15 protein-coding genes are annotated in these 12,525 nt (G+C 70.3%); 6 read left to right on the top strand and 9 right to left on the bottom strand.

The genetic code is table 11. The features are described 5' to 3' along the window. Positions 1-26: 26 nt before the first annotated feature. From GAK38_RS05300 to GAK38_RS05260, 9 genes are all read right to left on the bottom strand, one after another. Positions 27-1,415 (bottom strand): sulfite reductase subunit alpha, encoded by a 1,389-nt coding sequence (locus GAK38_RS05300; RefSeq protein WP_443089157.1) that lies wholly within the window; start codon positions 1,413-1,415, stop codon positions 27-29. Between the two features lie 55 nt (positions 1,416-1,470). Next, positions 1,471-2,532 (bottom strand): FAD:protein FMN transferase, encoded by a 1,062-nt coding sequence (locus tag GAK38_RS05295; protein WP_443089155.1) that lies wholly within the window; start codon positions 2,530-2,532, stop codon positions 1,471-1,473. A 13-nt stretch (positions 2,533-2,545) separates the two neighbouring features. After that, on the bottom strand, positions 2,546-3,361 hold the full coding sequence (locus GAK38_RS05290; RefSeq protein ID WP_325342060.1) for a DUF4198 domain-containing protein: 816 nt from the start codon (positions 3,359-3,361) through the stop codon (positions 2,546-2,548). A gap of 37 nt (positions 3,362-3,398) precedes the next feature. Continuing rightward, complete coding sequence (locus GAK38_RS05285; protein WP_325342058.1) at positions 3,399-3,944, bottom strand: DUF2271 domain-containing protein; 546 nt, start codon at positions 3,942-3,944, stop codon at positions 3,399-3,401. Between the two features lie 23 nt (positions 3,945-3,967). Continuing rightward, positions 3,968-4,600 carry a PepSY-associated TM helix domain-containing protein gene (locus GAK38_RS05280; protein WP_325342056.1) on the bottom strand — a complete coding sequence of 211 codons (633 nt, stop codon included), beginning with the start codon at positions 4,598-4,600 and terminating at the stop codon, positions 3,968-3,970. A gap of 251 nt (positions 4,601-4,851) precedes the next feature. Next, the gene (locus tag GAK38_RS05275; protein WP_325342054.1) at positions 4,852-5,472 is read right to left on the bottom strand and encodes an HdeD family acid-resistance protein; all 621 of its coding nucleotides are present in this window, start codon (positions 5,470-5,472) and stop codon (positions 4,852-4,854) included. 522 nt (positions 5,473-5,994) lie between these two features. Next, positions 5,995-6,990 (bottom strand): lipoyl synthase, encoded by a 996-nt coding sequence (gene lipA / locus GAK38_RS05270; protein WP_325342052.1) that lies wholly within the window; start codon positions 6,988-6,990, stop codon positions 5,995-5,997. A 12-nt stretch (positions 6,991-7,002) separates the two neighbouring features. Beyond that, the gene (gene lipB / locus GAK38_RS05265) at positions 7,003-7,683 is read right to left on the bottom strand and encodes a lipoyl(octanoyl) transferase LipB (protein WP_325342051.1); all 681 of its coding nucleotides are present in this window, start codon (positions 7,681-7,683) and stop codon (positions 7,003-7,005) included. A gap of 2 nt (positions 7,684-7,685) precedes the next feature. Next, positions 7,686-7,967, bottom strand: coding sequence for a YbeD family protein (locus GAK38_RS05260; protein ID WP_325342049.1), 282 nt, complete (start codon positions 7,965-7,967; stop codon positions 7,686-7,688). Positions 7,968-8,130: 163 nt separating this feature from the next. On the opposite strand from GAK38_RS05260, the gene GAK38_RS05255 reads away from it, so the two are divergent. From GAK38_RS05255 to atpA, 6 genes are all read left to right on the top strand, one after another. After that, positions 8,131-8,619, top strand: a complete 489-nt coding sequence (locus GAK38_RS05255; RefSeq protein ID WP_325342047.1) for an ATP synthase subunit I — start codon at positions 8,131-8,133, stop codon at positions 8,617-8,619. A gap of 3 nt (positions 8,620-8,622) precedes the next feature. Further along, positions 8,623-9,501: a F0F1 ATP synthase subunit A gene (gene atpB / locus GAK38_RS05250; RefSeq protein WP_325342045.1), complete on the top strand. Its 879-nt coding sequence runs from the start codon at positions 8,623-8,625 to the stop codon at positions 9,499-9,501. A gap of 82 nt (positions 9,502-9,583) precedes the next feature. Beyond that, positions 9,584-9,841 carry a F0F1 ATP synthase subunit C gene (atpE, locus tag GAK38_RS05245; RefSeq protein ID WP_325342044.1) on the top strand — a complete coding sequence of 86 codons (258 nt, stop codon included), beginning with the start codon at positions 9,584-9,586 and terminating at the stop codon, positions 9,839-9,841. A gap of 34 nt (positions 9,842-9,875) precedes the next feature. Next, the gene (locus tag GAK38_RS05240; protein WP_325342042.1) at positions 9,876-10,346 is read left to right on the top strand and encodes a F0F1 ATP synthase subunit B; all 471 of its coding nucleotides are present in this window, start codon (positions 9,876-9,878) and stop codon (positions 10,344-10,346) included. A gap of 15 nt (positions 10,347-10,361) precedes the next feature. Beyond that, on the top strand, positions 10,362-10,907 hold the full coding sequence (locus GAK38_RS05235) for a F0F1 ATP synthase subunit delta (protein WP_325342040.1): 546 nt from the start codon (positions 10,362-10,364) through the stop codon (positions 10,905-10,907). A gap of 42 nt (positions 10,908-10,949) precedes the next feature. Continuing rightward, entirely contained in the window at positions 10,950-12,506 is a 1,557-nt protein-coding gene (gene atpA / locus GAK38_RS05230; protein ID WP_325342038.1) for a F0F1 ATP synthase subunit alpha, read from the top strand. Positions 12,507-12,525: the final 19 nt, after the last annotated feature.

Below are 12,525 nucleotides of genomic sequence, written 5' to 3'. Positions count from 1 at the left end.
GCGAGGGCCGGGGTGAGGGTCTGCGTTCAGTACACGTCGCGCCGGTAGCGCCCGCTGCGCGTGAGCATCGCCATCCGTTCTTCGCCCAGCGCCGCCCGCAGGGCGTCGTCCACGCCCTGGGCCATGCCCTGCAGGCTGCCGCAGACGTAGATGGCCGCGCCGCGCTGCACCACCCAGTCGCGCAGCGTGCCGGCGGCTTCGCGCAGGCGGTCCTGCACGTAGACGCGTTCGGCGCCGTCGCGCGAGAAGGCCAGGTCCAGACGTGCCAGATGGCCGGCAGCCTGCCAGGCCGCGATCTCGCCGCGGTGGTGGAAGTCGTGCGCCCGCTGCCGCTCGCCGAAGACCAGCCAGTTCGCCGCGGCGCCCGCGGCCGCGCGGGCGCGCAGGTGGCCGCGCAGGCCGGCCAGACCGGTGCCGTTGCCGATCAGGATCAGCGGGCGCGCGGCGTTGTCCTCCAGCCGGAAGCTGCGGTGCGCGCGCAGCCGCAGCGCGACGGCGCCGCCCGGCGGCGCGCCGGTGGTGAGCCAGTGCGATGCCCGGCCCGGCGTGCCGTCCTCGCGCCGCGCCAGGCGCACCAGCAGGTGGACCCGGCCGTCGGCGGCGAGGGAGGCGATCGAGTAGTCGCGCGGATGGGCCGCGTCGTCCGGCAGCTGCACCTGGACGAGGTCGCCGGATTCCCACTGCGGCGCCGTCCCGCCGGCCGGCGGCGCGAGTTCGATGTGGTACACCGGGCCGCCCTGGCTGCCGGGGTTGAGCAGGCGGCGTTCGGCCAGCGTCCAGGCGGCGAACGGCGCGCCGGCTTCCCAGGCCGGCGCCTGCGCGGATTCGTCGAGCACGGCGACGTGGCCCAGCTGCTGGCGCCAGTGGCGCAGCGTGGCGGCATCGATGCCGTCCATCTCCAGCGCGTCGAACCACGGCGTGGCGCCGCCCGTGCGCAGCCAGCGGTCGAGCTGGCGGCCGAAGCCGCAGAACCGGGCGTATTCGCGGTCGCCGAGCGCCAGCAGGCCGTACCGCAGCCCGGCCAGCGCAGCGGGCGGCGCGGCGGCCAGCAGGTCGGCAAAACCGGCGGCGTTGTCCGGCGCGTCGCCTTCGCCGTAGGTGCTGACGACGAACAGCGCGCGGCCGGCTGCGGCCAGCACGGCCGCGTCGACGTCATCGAGCGGTCGCACATCCACCGGCTCGCCGGCGGCGTGCAGCAGGCGAGCGGTTTCCCAGGCGATCTCCTCCGCATGGCCGGTCTGGCTGGCAAAGGCAACCAGCAGCGGCGTCACGCCGTCGCGCGCCGGGGCCAGCGCGGCGGCCGCGGCGCGGGCCTGGGCCCGGCAACGGTGTTCGCGCCAGGCGATGGCGGCGCACAGCAGCCCATAGAGCAGCACTGCGGCGCCGGCGAGGATGTAGCGTACTGTCAAGAGTATCAGTCCGTAGCGGGCGGATTGCGCCCGGCAGGGGATGTTTGTGGGGGGAGTATGGTCAGCTGGCCGGCGGGAAGCTGCGCGTGGCCCGCAGCACCGGCCCACCGATGGCGCGTTCGCAGAACAGCGCCGCGATGCCGCGTTCCTCGGCCCAGGCCAGGCCCTCCTCGGGGCCGAGCACGGTCAGCACGGTGGCGAGCGCATCGGCCTGCATGCAGTCGGCATGCAGCACGGTGATGCTGGCCAGCGCATGGCGCACAGGCGTGCCGGTGCGCGGGTCGATGGTGTGCGAGAAGCGCTCGCCGCCGTGCTCGAACACATGGAAGTGGTCGCCCGAGGTGGCGACGGCCCGGTCGGCCAGCACCAGCGCGCGCGGCGCCTGGCCGGGCAGGGTGGCGATGGCCACGCGCCAGGGCGCGCCGTCGGGGCGCTGTCCGGCCGCGCGCAGTTCGCCGCCGACCTCGACGAGGAACTGGTTGAAGCCCGCCGCGCGCAGCGCCGCGGCGACCTGGTCGACCGCGAAGCCCTTGGCGATGCCGGAGAAATCCAGCGCCGCGCCGCCCGGCTGCCGGGCCCAGCGGCTGCCGTCCTCGTCGGTCCGCAGCCCGATCCGGTGGCCGCCGACACGCGCACGGGCCGCGGCGAGCGCATCCGCGCCGGGCAGACCGCCCGCATGCGGCGCCAGCGGATCGGGCCGCGGGCCGAAGCCCCAGGCGGCGACCAGCGGGCCGACGGTCGGGTCCCAGGCGCCGCCGCTGTCGCGCGACCACTGGAGCGCGCAGGACAGCACAGTGAAGAAGGGGGCCGGCAGCCGATGCCAGCTGCCGGCCGGCGCGTGGTTGAAGCGCGAGAGGTCCGATGCCGGCTCCCAGTGGCTCATCTGGGCGACGACCTCGGCCAGCGCGGCCTCGATGGCCGTGCGCGCCGGTGCCAGCGGCGCGAAGCCGGGGTTGGTCAGCCGCACGCTCCAGGTCGTGCCCATCGTGCGCCCGGCCAGCGTATGCAGCGTGGCCGGGTCGGCCCGGCGCGGCAGCGTGTCGCCCGGCGCGGCCGGCGAGTGCGCGAAGCTTCCGGGCAGCGGCTGCGTGAGCAGGCCGCCATAGCGCAGCGAGAGGGTCACCGGCGGTGGCGGGTCAAGGCAGGACTTCGACCGTGCCGCTGTACGACAGGCGGCGCTCCCTGGCCTGCGGCAGCGAGGTCTTGTTGTCCTTGGCGTCGGCGTCGATCCAGTAGTAGCCGGCGGCAGGCCAGGTCACGCTGAACTGGCCGGCGCTGTCGGTGGTGGCCTTGATCTCGCCGATCTTGTCGCGCCAGCGGGTGCCGGCGGCGACGATCGCCACGTCCAGGCCGGCGGCCGGGCGACCGTCGATGTGCAGCGCGAACGTGGACTTCTCGCCCTTGACCAGGTCGTTCGGGTGGGTCACCGGCACCAGTTCCAGGCCCTGGCCGGTCGGCCGGAGGGCGCTGGGCTTGCCGACGGTCACGAAGGTCTCGATGCGGCCGGCCGACTGGGTCACGTTGAGGTCCTGCGCGTCGGCCGGGATCTCGGCGGCGAACCTCTCGGCCGTGCCGCGCCAGCGCCTGGGCGCGCCGCTCTTGTCCTTGTAGCTGGCGAACAGGCCGCCGTTGATCACGGCGACGCGGTAGGTGCCGGTCTGCGTGAGGTTCAGGTCGAACACGCTGCGCAGCCTGCCGCGGTGCACGTTCTCGGCGGCGACGCTGCTGCCGTCCGGCGCGGTCACGGCCAGGCCTTCGAGGCCGAGGGGGACGTGGTTGAAGAAGAAGATGTCGTTGGAGACGGCGGCGTCCACCGTGATCCATTCGGCCTTCGACAGCACGGTGGACGAGGGCAGCAGCCAGACGTTGTGGGCCTGGGCCGGGGCGACGGCGCCCAGCAGCAGGGCGGCGGCGGCGCCGAGGGCGGTACGGGTGCGGGCAAGCAGTTGCATGTCGTGGCTCTTGTCGGATGGGGGCGGAAGAAGGAGTTCAGGGCTTGAGTTCGAGGCGCACGGCGCCGAGTTCGCTCGATCCCTGGGCGGCGAGCGGCGATGACTGCGCCTTGGCCGCAGGCCACTGGAACGGGATGGCCACGACCTCGCGGCCGCCGACTTCGCGCGCGGCCTCGACCACCAGCCGGTAGTCGCCGGCCGGCAGCTTCGCGAGCGCGCCCGCGCCTTCGGTGAACGACAGCGCATGGCTGCCGGCCGGGCGGGTCGGGCCGGTCACGCCGTCGATCGGCACGGCCAGGTCGCGGCCGGTGCGGCGCCACCACTGGCGCAGGTCCTTGAGCCACTTGGCGCCTTCGTCGTCGCGCTTCTTGACCTCGTACCAGACGGCCAGCGTCGAGGCCACGGTGTTGTCGGTGCGCTCGATCCACACGGCCACGTAGGGGCGGTGGTACTCGGCCACGTTCAGGCGCGGGATCTCCACGTTCACGTCGAGGCCGGCGGCCAGCACGGGGCCGGCGGCGAGCCAGGTGCCGAGCGCGGCGGTGTAGCGCAGGCGGGGCAGGGAGGAGGAGGGCGCGTTCATAGGCAGGTTGCTTCTGGGTTTCTCTAGTGGATGAGGAGCAGCGCGAGCAGCAGCGGGATGAGCAGCCCGAGCCCGGCTACCGGCCAAGTGAACGGGCGCTTGGCCGCATGCATCTTCAGGATGAAGAGCCCGGTGACGGTGAACACCAGGCAGGCCCCTGCGAGGATGTCGATGAACCAGCGCCAGGCCGCGCCGGTGTTGCGGCCCTGGTGCAGGTCGTTGACGTAGGAGATCCAGCCGCGGTCGGTCGACTCGTACTCGGCCTCGCCGTCCTCCAGTCCCACGCGCAGCCAGGCGTCGCCGCCGGGGCGGGGCAGGGCGACGTAGATCTCGTCGGCCGACCATTCGGCCTCGCGGCCGGTCGCGTCGATGCCCCACTGCGCGCGCGTCCAGCCGGCCAGCGCGGCGGGCGCGGGGTCGCGCTTGCCGGCCTTCGCGGCCTGCCGCGCCAGCGCCTGGCGCAGCGCGGGCGGCACGGTGGCCTGCCGGCGCGTCACCTGCGGCCTCGCCTCGATCTGCGCCGCATGGTTGAGCGTGAAGCCGGTCACCGTGAACAGCAGCATGGCGACGAGGCACAGCGCGGAGCTGACCCAGTGCCATTCGTGCAGCGTCTTGAGCCAGTAGGCGCGGCGGCGGTTGTCGTGCGGAACGTCCATGCGGTCGGAAAGCGCTGCGGACGGCGCAGCGCCGGGACGGTGGCGCGGCCGGAGCAGGCCAGAGGGGGAAGAGCGGGAACGGGCGCATTCTAGGCGCCCCAGATAAAAACAATTTGCATTTACCTGGGGTTTACATGCGCGCGGACCGGCTGCGCCGCACGGGGCGTCGGGCGCCGACGCGCAGGATCTACGGGGGTATATGCCCATAGCGGCCGGCTCGCGCCCGCTATGGAAAGCTACAGGAGGGTGTATCAGGCGCGCTGCTGGCGGCGCAGCCGCAGCGCCAAGCCCAGCAGCAGCACGCCGAAGACCACGGCGTAGCCCGCGATCACCCAGACCAGGGCCAGCGCGCCGGCCCCCGGCGCCACCAGCACGAAGGCGCCGAACACGATCGACAGCAGCCCCGAGAGCGCATGCAGCCATTCGCCGGCGATCTCCTTGCGGAGGTGCACGGCCGCGACGATCTGGAACACGCCGATCGCCACCGACCAGACGCCGATGATGAGGACCAGCGTCAGCGCCGTGATGCCGGGCCACAGCAGCGCGACCACGCCCGCGGCGATGCCGAGCAGCCCGACGACGACGAGCGACCACAGCGGCCGCCCGGCGTCGCGGATGCGCAGCCCGGCCACAAGCGCGAGCACGCCGTCGATCAGCGCATAGACGCCCCAGACGGTCACGAGCACCGCGAGCGTGAGCCCCGGCAGCACGAACGCGAGCACGCCGAACACCAGTGCGGCCACGCCGCGCAGCGCGATCCAGCCCCAGTGGCGCCCCAGGGCGCCGGGTGGCAGCAGCCCGCCGGAGGAGACGGAAGCGGAGGAGGCCGGGGCGGAAGGGGCCGCGCCGGCGCCGGGAAGATCGTTGGCCATGGAGAACTCCTTTCTGTGGAAACGAGGGACGAGGGCGGCATGCATGGTGACACGGGCCGGCCGCCGGCGGCGGGCGCACGGCGGCGGCCTGCGCATAAGCACATGCGCGGACGCAAGAATAAATGAGAATGATTTCATGTGGGCCGCCGTCCCGCACCGGCAGCACGACGACCGAAAGCCGCCGCGCACGCTGGAGTCGGCGCTCAAGAAGCGCCGGATCGTGGAGCGACCGCCGGGTCGATCTGGACGTGACCGAAACGCTGGCCGGCTGGGGCCGGGTTCGCAGCCCCGCCCCGTCACCGCGATGCAGGACTACGACACCTGGCCCGGGCGCGCAGCATGAGCGACTTCGACGGCCAGCGCGGCGCGATCGTCGTGCGGGCGCCGTCTACGCAGCCGCATCGCGGCGCACGGGCTGCCGGGACCAGCGACCGCTGCCGCGTGGCGCTCCGCGTCGGCAGCCGGGCCGCCTCCGGGTTTTCTTGTCCCCGGCCCGGCCCGGGGAGCGCCCCGAACGTGTTCTCAGGCCGCCGGCTGCGCGGCCAGCACGTGCTCCGCCTGCTGGTCCGCGTGGTAGCTCGACCGCACCATTGCGCCCACGGCCGCGTGGGTGAAGCCCATTGCGTAGGCCCGCTCCTCGAACATCCTGAACGTGTCCGGGTGCACGTAGCGGCGCACCGGAAGGTGGCTGTTGGATGGCGCCAGATATTGGCCGATGGTCAGCATGTCGATGTCATGGGCGCGCATGTCGCGCATCACGTCGAGGATCTCCTCGTCGGTCTCGCCCAGGCCCACCATCAGGCCGCTCTTGGTCGGCACGGTGGGGTGCAGCGCCTTGAACTTCTTCAGCAGGTTCAGGCTGAACCGATAGTCCGAACCCGGGCGCGCTTCCTTGTAGAGGCGCGGCACGGTCTCGATGTTGTGATTCATCACGTCGGGCGGCGCGGCCTGGAGGATCTGCAGCGCGCGGTCGTCGCGGCCGCGGAAGTCGGGCACCAGGATCTCGATCTGCGTCGCCGGCGAGAGTTCGCGCGTGCGCCGGATGCACTCGACGAAGTGGCCCGAGCCGCCGTCGCGCAGGTCGTCGCGGTCCACGCTGGTGATCACCACGTACTTCAGGCGCAGTTGGGCGATGGTCTTCGCCAGATTCAGCGGCTCGTCCTGGTCGAGCGGGTCGGGGCGGCCGTGACCCACGTCGCAGAACGGGCAGCGGCGGGTGCACTTGTCGCCCATGATCATGAAGGTGGCCGTGCCCTTGCCGAAGCATTCGCCGATGTTGGGGCAGGAGGCTTCCTCGCAGACCGTGTGCAGTTTGTTCTCGCGCAGGATCTCCTTGATCTCGTAGAAGCGCGTGGTCGGGCTGCCGGCCTTCACGCGGATCCAGTCCGGCTTCCGGAGCACCTCGCCCTGCTCGACGCGCACCGGAATGCGTGCGAGCTTGGCCGCGGCCTTCTGCTTGGCCAGGGGGTTGTAGTTGGCAAGGCGCTGCGCCTCGCGGACGACTTCGGTGGTGCTCATGGAAAAGCTCGGTCAGGGGGCGAGCCGGGCGGCGAGCTTCTTGCCCAGCACGTCGGCGGCTTCTTGCCAGGTGGTATGGACGCCGATTGTAGAAAGGTCCACCGTCGCAAGCCCTGCGTAACCGCAAGGGTTGATGCGGCCGAAGGGTTGCAGGTCCATCGCCACGTTGAGCGCCACGCCGTGGTAGCTGCAGTGGCGGCTGACCTTGATGCCCAGCGCGGCGATCTTGCCGAGGCCGCGGAACGGGTCGCCTGCGGGCTGCGGGCCTTGCAGGGCAGCGTGCGAGAAGGGGCCGTCGAGCCGCACGTAGATGCCGGGCGCACCCGCGACGCGGTAGCCGGTCACGCCGTAGTGGGCGAGGGTGGACAGCACGGCCTCCTCGATGCGGAAGACGTATTCCTTCACGAAGTAGCCGGCGCGCCGCAGGTCCAGCAGCGGATAGGCCACGACCTGGCCCGGGCCGTGGTAGGTGACCTGGCCGCCGCGGTCGGTCTGCACCACCGGGATGTCGCCCGGCGCGAGCAGGTGGCCGGCCCGGCCCGCGAGCCCCTGGGTGAAGACCGGGGGATGCTCGCAGAGCCAGAGCGCGTCGTCGGTCCCGGCGGTGCGCGCCGCGCTGAAGCTGCGCATCGCGTCGTAGGCGGCCGCGTAGTCCACCCGGCCGAGCACCTGCGGCGCGAGCGGCGCCGCCATGTTCAGAGCACCACCTTCACGAGTTCGTGCGAGGTCAGGGCGCGGTAGAGGTCGTCGAGCTGCTGGCGGCTGGTGGCCGTGACCGTGATGGTGATGCCGAGGTAGTTGCCCGCCTTGCTGTCGCGCAGCTCGATCGTGGCGGCGTCGAAGTCCGGGTCGAAGCGCCTGGCGATCTGGGTGACCGCATGCACGAAGCCGTCCACGTTCGCGCCCATCACTTTGATCGGGAAGAGCGAGGGGTACTCGATGAGCGAGTCCTGGCGGGAGGCGGTGTTCTGGGTCATGGCGCGGGAAGGCGGAAGGGCCGGATTGTGGCTTGTCGCACGAGCGACTCGCCGTGGACGAATTTGACCAGCACACCCCTGGGTTATGGCCGGAGCATGCGTGTTCATACTTATAATCAAGGGCTTTGTGGAGATTTCGGTCGTAACCCGGGCGTAACCAACGATGACAATAATCGCCCCGCAAACCGATGTCGAGGCCGAGGTTGCCGATTTCAAGCCCCTGAGTGCGCAGGAAGCGCAGCAGTGGCGAACGCGGCACCCGGTCCAGTCTCCCTGGAGGGTGATCGTTCTGCAGACTTTCGTGGGCGCGCTGGCGGCAGTCGTCGTCGGCTGGATCGCGGGGCGCAGTGCTGCGGGCTGGTCGGCCGCCTATGGTGCGCTGGCCGTGGTCGTTCCATCGATGCTGTTCGTGCGCGGGCTCGCGCGCCAGCGTGGAGCGGCCAGCGCGGGCGCGGCGGCGGCGGGCTTCTTCATGTGGGAGATGGCGAAGATCGTGCTGGCCGTGGCGTTGCTCGCGGCAGCGCCCCGGCTGGTGCCGGGGCTGAGCTGGCTGGCGCTGCTGGCGGGAATGGTCGTGACAATGAAAACGTACTGGATAGGGCTGCTGTTCCCGTCCGGTGTCCTGAAACCGAGTGGAAAAGACAAGAGTTGAAAGATGGCCGCAGAAGCGCACGCCCCGACTGCAAGTGAATACATCGTTCACCACCTGCAGCATCTTCAGAACATCAAGCAGAAGTCCATCATCGACTTCTCGGTGGTCAACATCGACTCCATCATCGTCAGCTCGGTGCTCGGCGTGATCGGCCTGTTCGTGTTCTGGCTGGCTGCCCGCAAGGCGACCTCGGGCGTGCCCGGCCGCTTCCAGGCCGCCGTCGAACTGCTCGTCGAGATGGTCGACAACCAGGCCAAGGCCAGCATCCACAACGCCCAGAGCCGCAGGTTCGTCGCGCCGCTGGCGCTGACCGTGTTCGTCTGGATCTTCCTGATGAACGCCATGGACATGCTGCCGGTCGACCTGCTTCCGGCCATCTGGTCGGGCGTCTACGGCGCCGCCGGCAACGATCCGCACCACGCCTACCTGCGCGTCGTGCCGACGGCCGACCTGTCCACCACGCTCGGCCTGTCGTCGGCCGTGCTGCTGCTGTGCCTGTTCTACAACATCAAGATCAAGGGCCTGGGCGGCTGGGCGCACGAACTCGTGACCGCACCGTTCGGCACCAGCAAGAACCCGGTGTTCGCGCTGCTGCTCGGCGTGGTCAACCTGGCCATGCAGATCATCGAATACGTTGCCAAGACTGTGTCGCATGGCATGCGGCTGTTCGGCAACATGTATGCGGGCGAGCTGGTGTTCATGCTGATCGCCCTCATGGGCGGCGCCGCGGCGCTGTCGCTTTCTGGCGTGCTGCTGCCCCTGGGCCACATCATCGCCGGCTCGATCTGGGCGATCTTCCACATCCTGATCATCACGCTGCAGGCGTTCATCTTCATGATGCTGGCTCTGATCTACCTGGGCCAGGCCCACGAGGCCCACTGAGCGGCAGCCCGCTGCTCCGTAGCCCGCCTTTTCCCTTTCGCTTCCTTTCTCAATCCACCTTCCATCCATCCTAGGAGTCATCATGGAAAACGTTCTCGGTCTCGTCGCGCTGGCTGCCGGTCTCATCGTGGGTCTGGGCGCCATCGGCGCCTCCATCGGCATCGCCCTGGTGGGCGGCAAGTACCTGGAGGCCTCGGCTCGCCAGCCCGAGCTGATCAACGAACTGCAGACCAAGCTGTTCATCCTGGCCGGCCTGATCGACGCCGCCTTCCTGATCGGCGTGGCCATCGCCCTGCTGTTCGCCTACGCCAACCCCTTCATCGCTGCACTCGCAGGCTGATCCCGGCCCACACCACTGACAAAGAGGTGTTGCCGTGAGCATCAACGCGACCCTGTTCGTCCAGGCCATCGTCTTCCTGATCCTGGTGCTGTTCACGACGAAGTTCGTGTGGCCCCCGATCGCGAAGGCGCTGGACGAGCGAGCACAGAAAATCGCCGAGGGTCTCGCTGCCGCGGATCGCGCCAAGTCCGAACTCGCCGCCGCCAACCAGCGCGTCGAGCAGGAACTGGCCCAGACCCGCAGCGAAACCACGCAGCGCCTGGCGGACGCCGAGCGCCGTGCCCAGGCGATCATCGAAGAAGCCAAGGCCCGTGCTACCGCGGAAGGCGAGAAGATCGTCGCCGCCGCACGCGCCGAAGCCGAGCAGCAGAGCGCGCGCGCGCGCGAAGCGCTGCGCGACGAGGTCGCGACGCTGGCCGTCAAGGGTGCCGAGCAGATCCTCCGCAAGGAAGTGAACGCCGGCGTCCATGCCGACCTGCTGAACCGCCTGAAGACCGAGCTGTAAGAGGACTGCACTGCCATGGCCGAACTCGCCACCATTGCCCGTCCCTACGCCGACGCCCTGTTCCAGGCCAGCACCGCGCAGGGTGCCTCCTCCGACCTGGCCGGCACGGTCGCGTGGGTGGAGGAGCTCGGAGCCATTGCCGCCGACCCGGCGCTGCGCCAGTTCGCCGACAATCCGAAGGTCACGCCGGACCAGGTGTTTGACGTGTTCTCGGGCGTGGCGCGCTCGGCGCTGCCGGATGCGGCACGGAATTTCCTGCGCACCGTGATCGACAACGGCCGCATCGCGGCCCTGCCCGAGGTGGCGGCCCAGTTCCGGGCACTCGTCAACGCGCGCAGCGGCTCGTCCGATGCCGTCGTCTACAGCGCCTTCCCGATCGAGGGCGATGCGCTGGCCGACCTGAAGGCTTCGCTCGAGAAGCGTTTCGGCCGCACGCTCAACGTCACCGTCCGCCCCGATGACGCGCTCATCGCCGGCGTGCGCGTGGTGGTGGGCGATGAAGTGCTCGACACCTCCGTCAAAGCCCGCCTCGAACAACTGCAAGCCGCCCTGACCGCCTGACGGCTGCCAGGCACGGCCCCACAAAGACACAAGGAAAGAGTCATGTCGTCACTCAATCCCGCAGAAATCTCCGAACTCATCAAGAGCCGCATCGAAGGGCTGGCCCCGAGCGCCGACATCCGCAACCAGGGCACCGTGATTTCGGTGACCGACGGCATCGTGCGCGTGCACGGCATCTCCGACGTGCAGCAGGGCGAAGCCCTCGAATTCCCGGCCGCACCCGACGGCTCGCCGACCACCGGCCTGGCGCTCAACCTCGAGCGCGACTCCGTCGGCGTCGTGATCCTGGGCCCCTACGAGCACATCTCCGAAGGCGACACCGTCAAGACGACGGGCCGCATCCTCGAAGTGCCGGTCGGCCCCGAGCTCATCGGCCGCGTGGTGAACCCGCTGGGCCAGCCGATCGACGGCAAGGGCCCCATCAACGCCAAGCTGACCGACGTGATCGAGAAGGTCGCTCCGGGCGTGATCGCGCGCCAGTCGGTGGATCAGCCGCTGCAGACCGGCCTGAAGGCCGTCGATGCCACCGTGCCGATCGGCCGCGGCCAGCGCGAGCTGATCATCGGCGACCGCCAGACCGGCAAGACGGCCGTGGCCATCGACGCCATCATCGCCCAGAAGGGCCAGGGCGTGATCGCGGTCTACGTCGCGATCGGCCAGAAGGCTTCCTCGATCAAGAACGTCGTGCGTGCCCTGGAGCAGGCCGGCGCGCTGGAGTACACCATCGTCGTGGCCGCTTCGGCCTCCGATTCGGCCGCGCTGCAGTACGTGGCCGCCTACTCCGGCACCACCATGGGCGAGTACTTCCGCGACCGCGGCCAGGACGCCCTGATCGTCTACGACGACCTGTCCAAGCAGGCCGTGGCCTACCGCCAGGTCTCGCTGCTGCTGCGCCGCCCGCCGGGCCGCGAAGCCTTCCCCGGCGACGTGTTCTATCTCCACAGCCGCCTGCTCGAGCGCGCCGCCCGCGTGAACGCCGACTACGTCGAGAAGCTCACCCACGGCGAAGTGAAGGGCAAGACCGGCTCGCTGACCGCGCTGCCGATCATCGAGACCCAGGCCGGCGACGTGTCCGCGTTCGTGCCGACCAACGTGATCTCGATCACCGACGGCCAGATCTTCCTGGAAACCTCGCTGTTCAACGCCGGCATCCGTCCCGCCATCAACGCGGGTATCTCGGTGTCGCGCGTCGGCGGTGCCGCGCAGACCAAGCTGATCAAGAACCTGTCCGGCGGCATCCGTACCGACCTGGCGCAGTACCGTGAGCTGGCTGCGTTCGCGCAGTTCGCTTCCGACCTGGACCCGGCCACCCGCCGCCAGCTCGACCGCGGCGCCCGCGTGACCGAACTGCTCAAGCAGCCCCAGTACTCGCCGCTGCCGATCTCGCTGATGGGCGCTTCGCTCTACGCAGCGAACAAGGGCTTCCTCGACGACGTGGCGGTCGACAAGGTGCTGGAGTTCGAACACGGCCTGCACCAGTTCCTCAAGTCCAGCCACGGCGCGCTGCTCGCCACGCTGGAGGAGAAGAAGGCGCTCGACAAGGATTCCGAAGCCCAGCTGAGCGACGCGATCGCCGCGTTCAAGAAGTCCTTCGCCTGATCCCGGCGTCGACAACGCA

It is taken from the genome of Xylophilus sp., assembly GCA_009914555.1.
In the GTDB taxonomy this organism is placed as follows: domain Bacteria; phylum Pseudomonadota; class Gammaproteobacteria; order Burkholderiales; family Burkholderiaceae_C; genus WNDY01.
Note: the sequence above shows the minus strand (reverse complement) of the source record. Positions and strands in the feature narration are given on the sequence as shown.

Coding starts and splice junctions, on each gene's coding strand:
- atpE (WP_325342044.1), top strand. CDS start 9,584: ATGGAAAACGTTCTCGGTCTCGTCGCGCTGGCTGCCGGTCTCATCGTG.
- GAK38_RS05280 (WP_325342056.1), bottom strand. CDS start 4,600: ATGGACGTTCCGCACGACAACCGCCGCCGCGCCTACTGGCTCAAGACG.
- lipA (WP_325342052.1), bottom strand. CDS start 6,990: ATGAGCACCACCGAAGTCGTCCGCGAGGCGCAGCGCCTTGCCAACTAC.
- GAK38_RS05275 (WP_325342054.1), bottom strand. CDS start 5,472: ATGGCCAACGATCTTCCCGGCGCCGGCGCGGCCCCTTCCGCCCCGGCC.
- GAK38_RS05285 (WP_325342058.1), bottom strand. CDS start 3,944: ATGAACGCGCCCTCCTCCTCCCTGCCCCGCCTGCGCTACACCGCCGCG.
- lipB (WP_325342051.1), bottom strand. CDS start 7,683: ATGGCGGCGCCGCTCGCGCCGCAGGTGCTCGGCCGGGTGGACTACGCG.
- atpA (WP_325342038.1), top strand. CDS start 10,950: ATGTCGTCACTCAATCCCGCAGAAATCTCCGAACTCATCAAGAGCCGC.
- GAK38_RS05255 (WP_325342047.1), top strand. CDS start 8,131: ATGACAATAATCGCCCCGCAAACCGATGTCGAGGCCGAGGTTGCCGAT.
- GAK38_RS05260 (WP_325342049.1), bottom strand. CDS start 7,967: ATGACCCAGAACACCGCCTCCCGCCAGGACTCGCTCATCGAGTACCCC.
- GAK38_RS05235 (WP_325342040.1), top strand. CDS start 10,362: ATGGCCGAACTCGCCACCATTGCCCGTCCCTACGCCGACGCCCTGTTC.
- atpB (WP_325342045.1), top strand. CDS start 8,623: ATGGCCGCAGAAGCGCACGCCCCGACTGCAAGTGAATACATCGTTCAC.
- GAK38_RS05290 (WP_325342060.1), bottom strand. CDS start 3,361: ATGCAACTGCTTGCCCGCACCCGTACCGCCCTCGGCGCCGCCGCCGCC.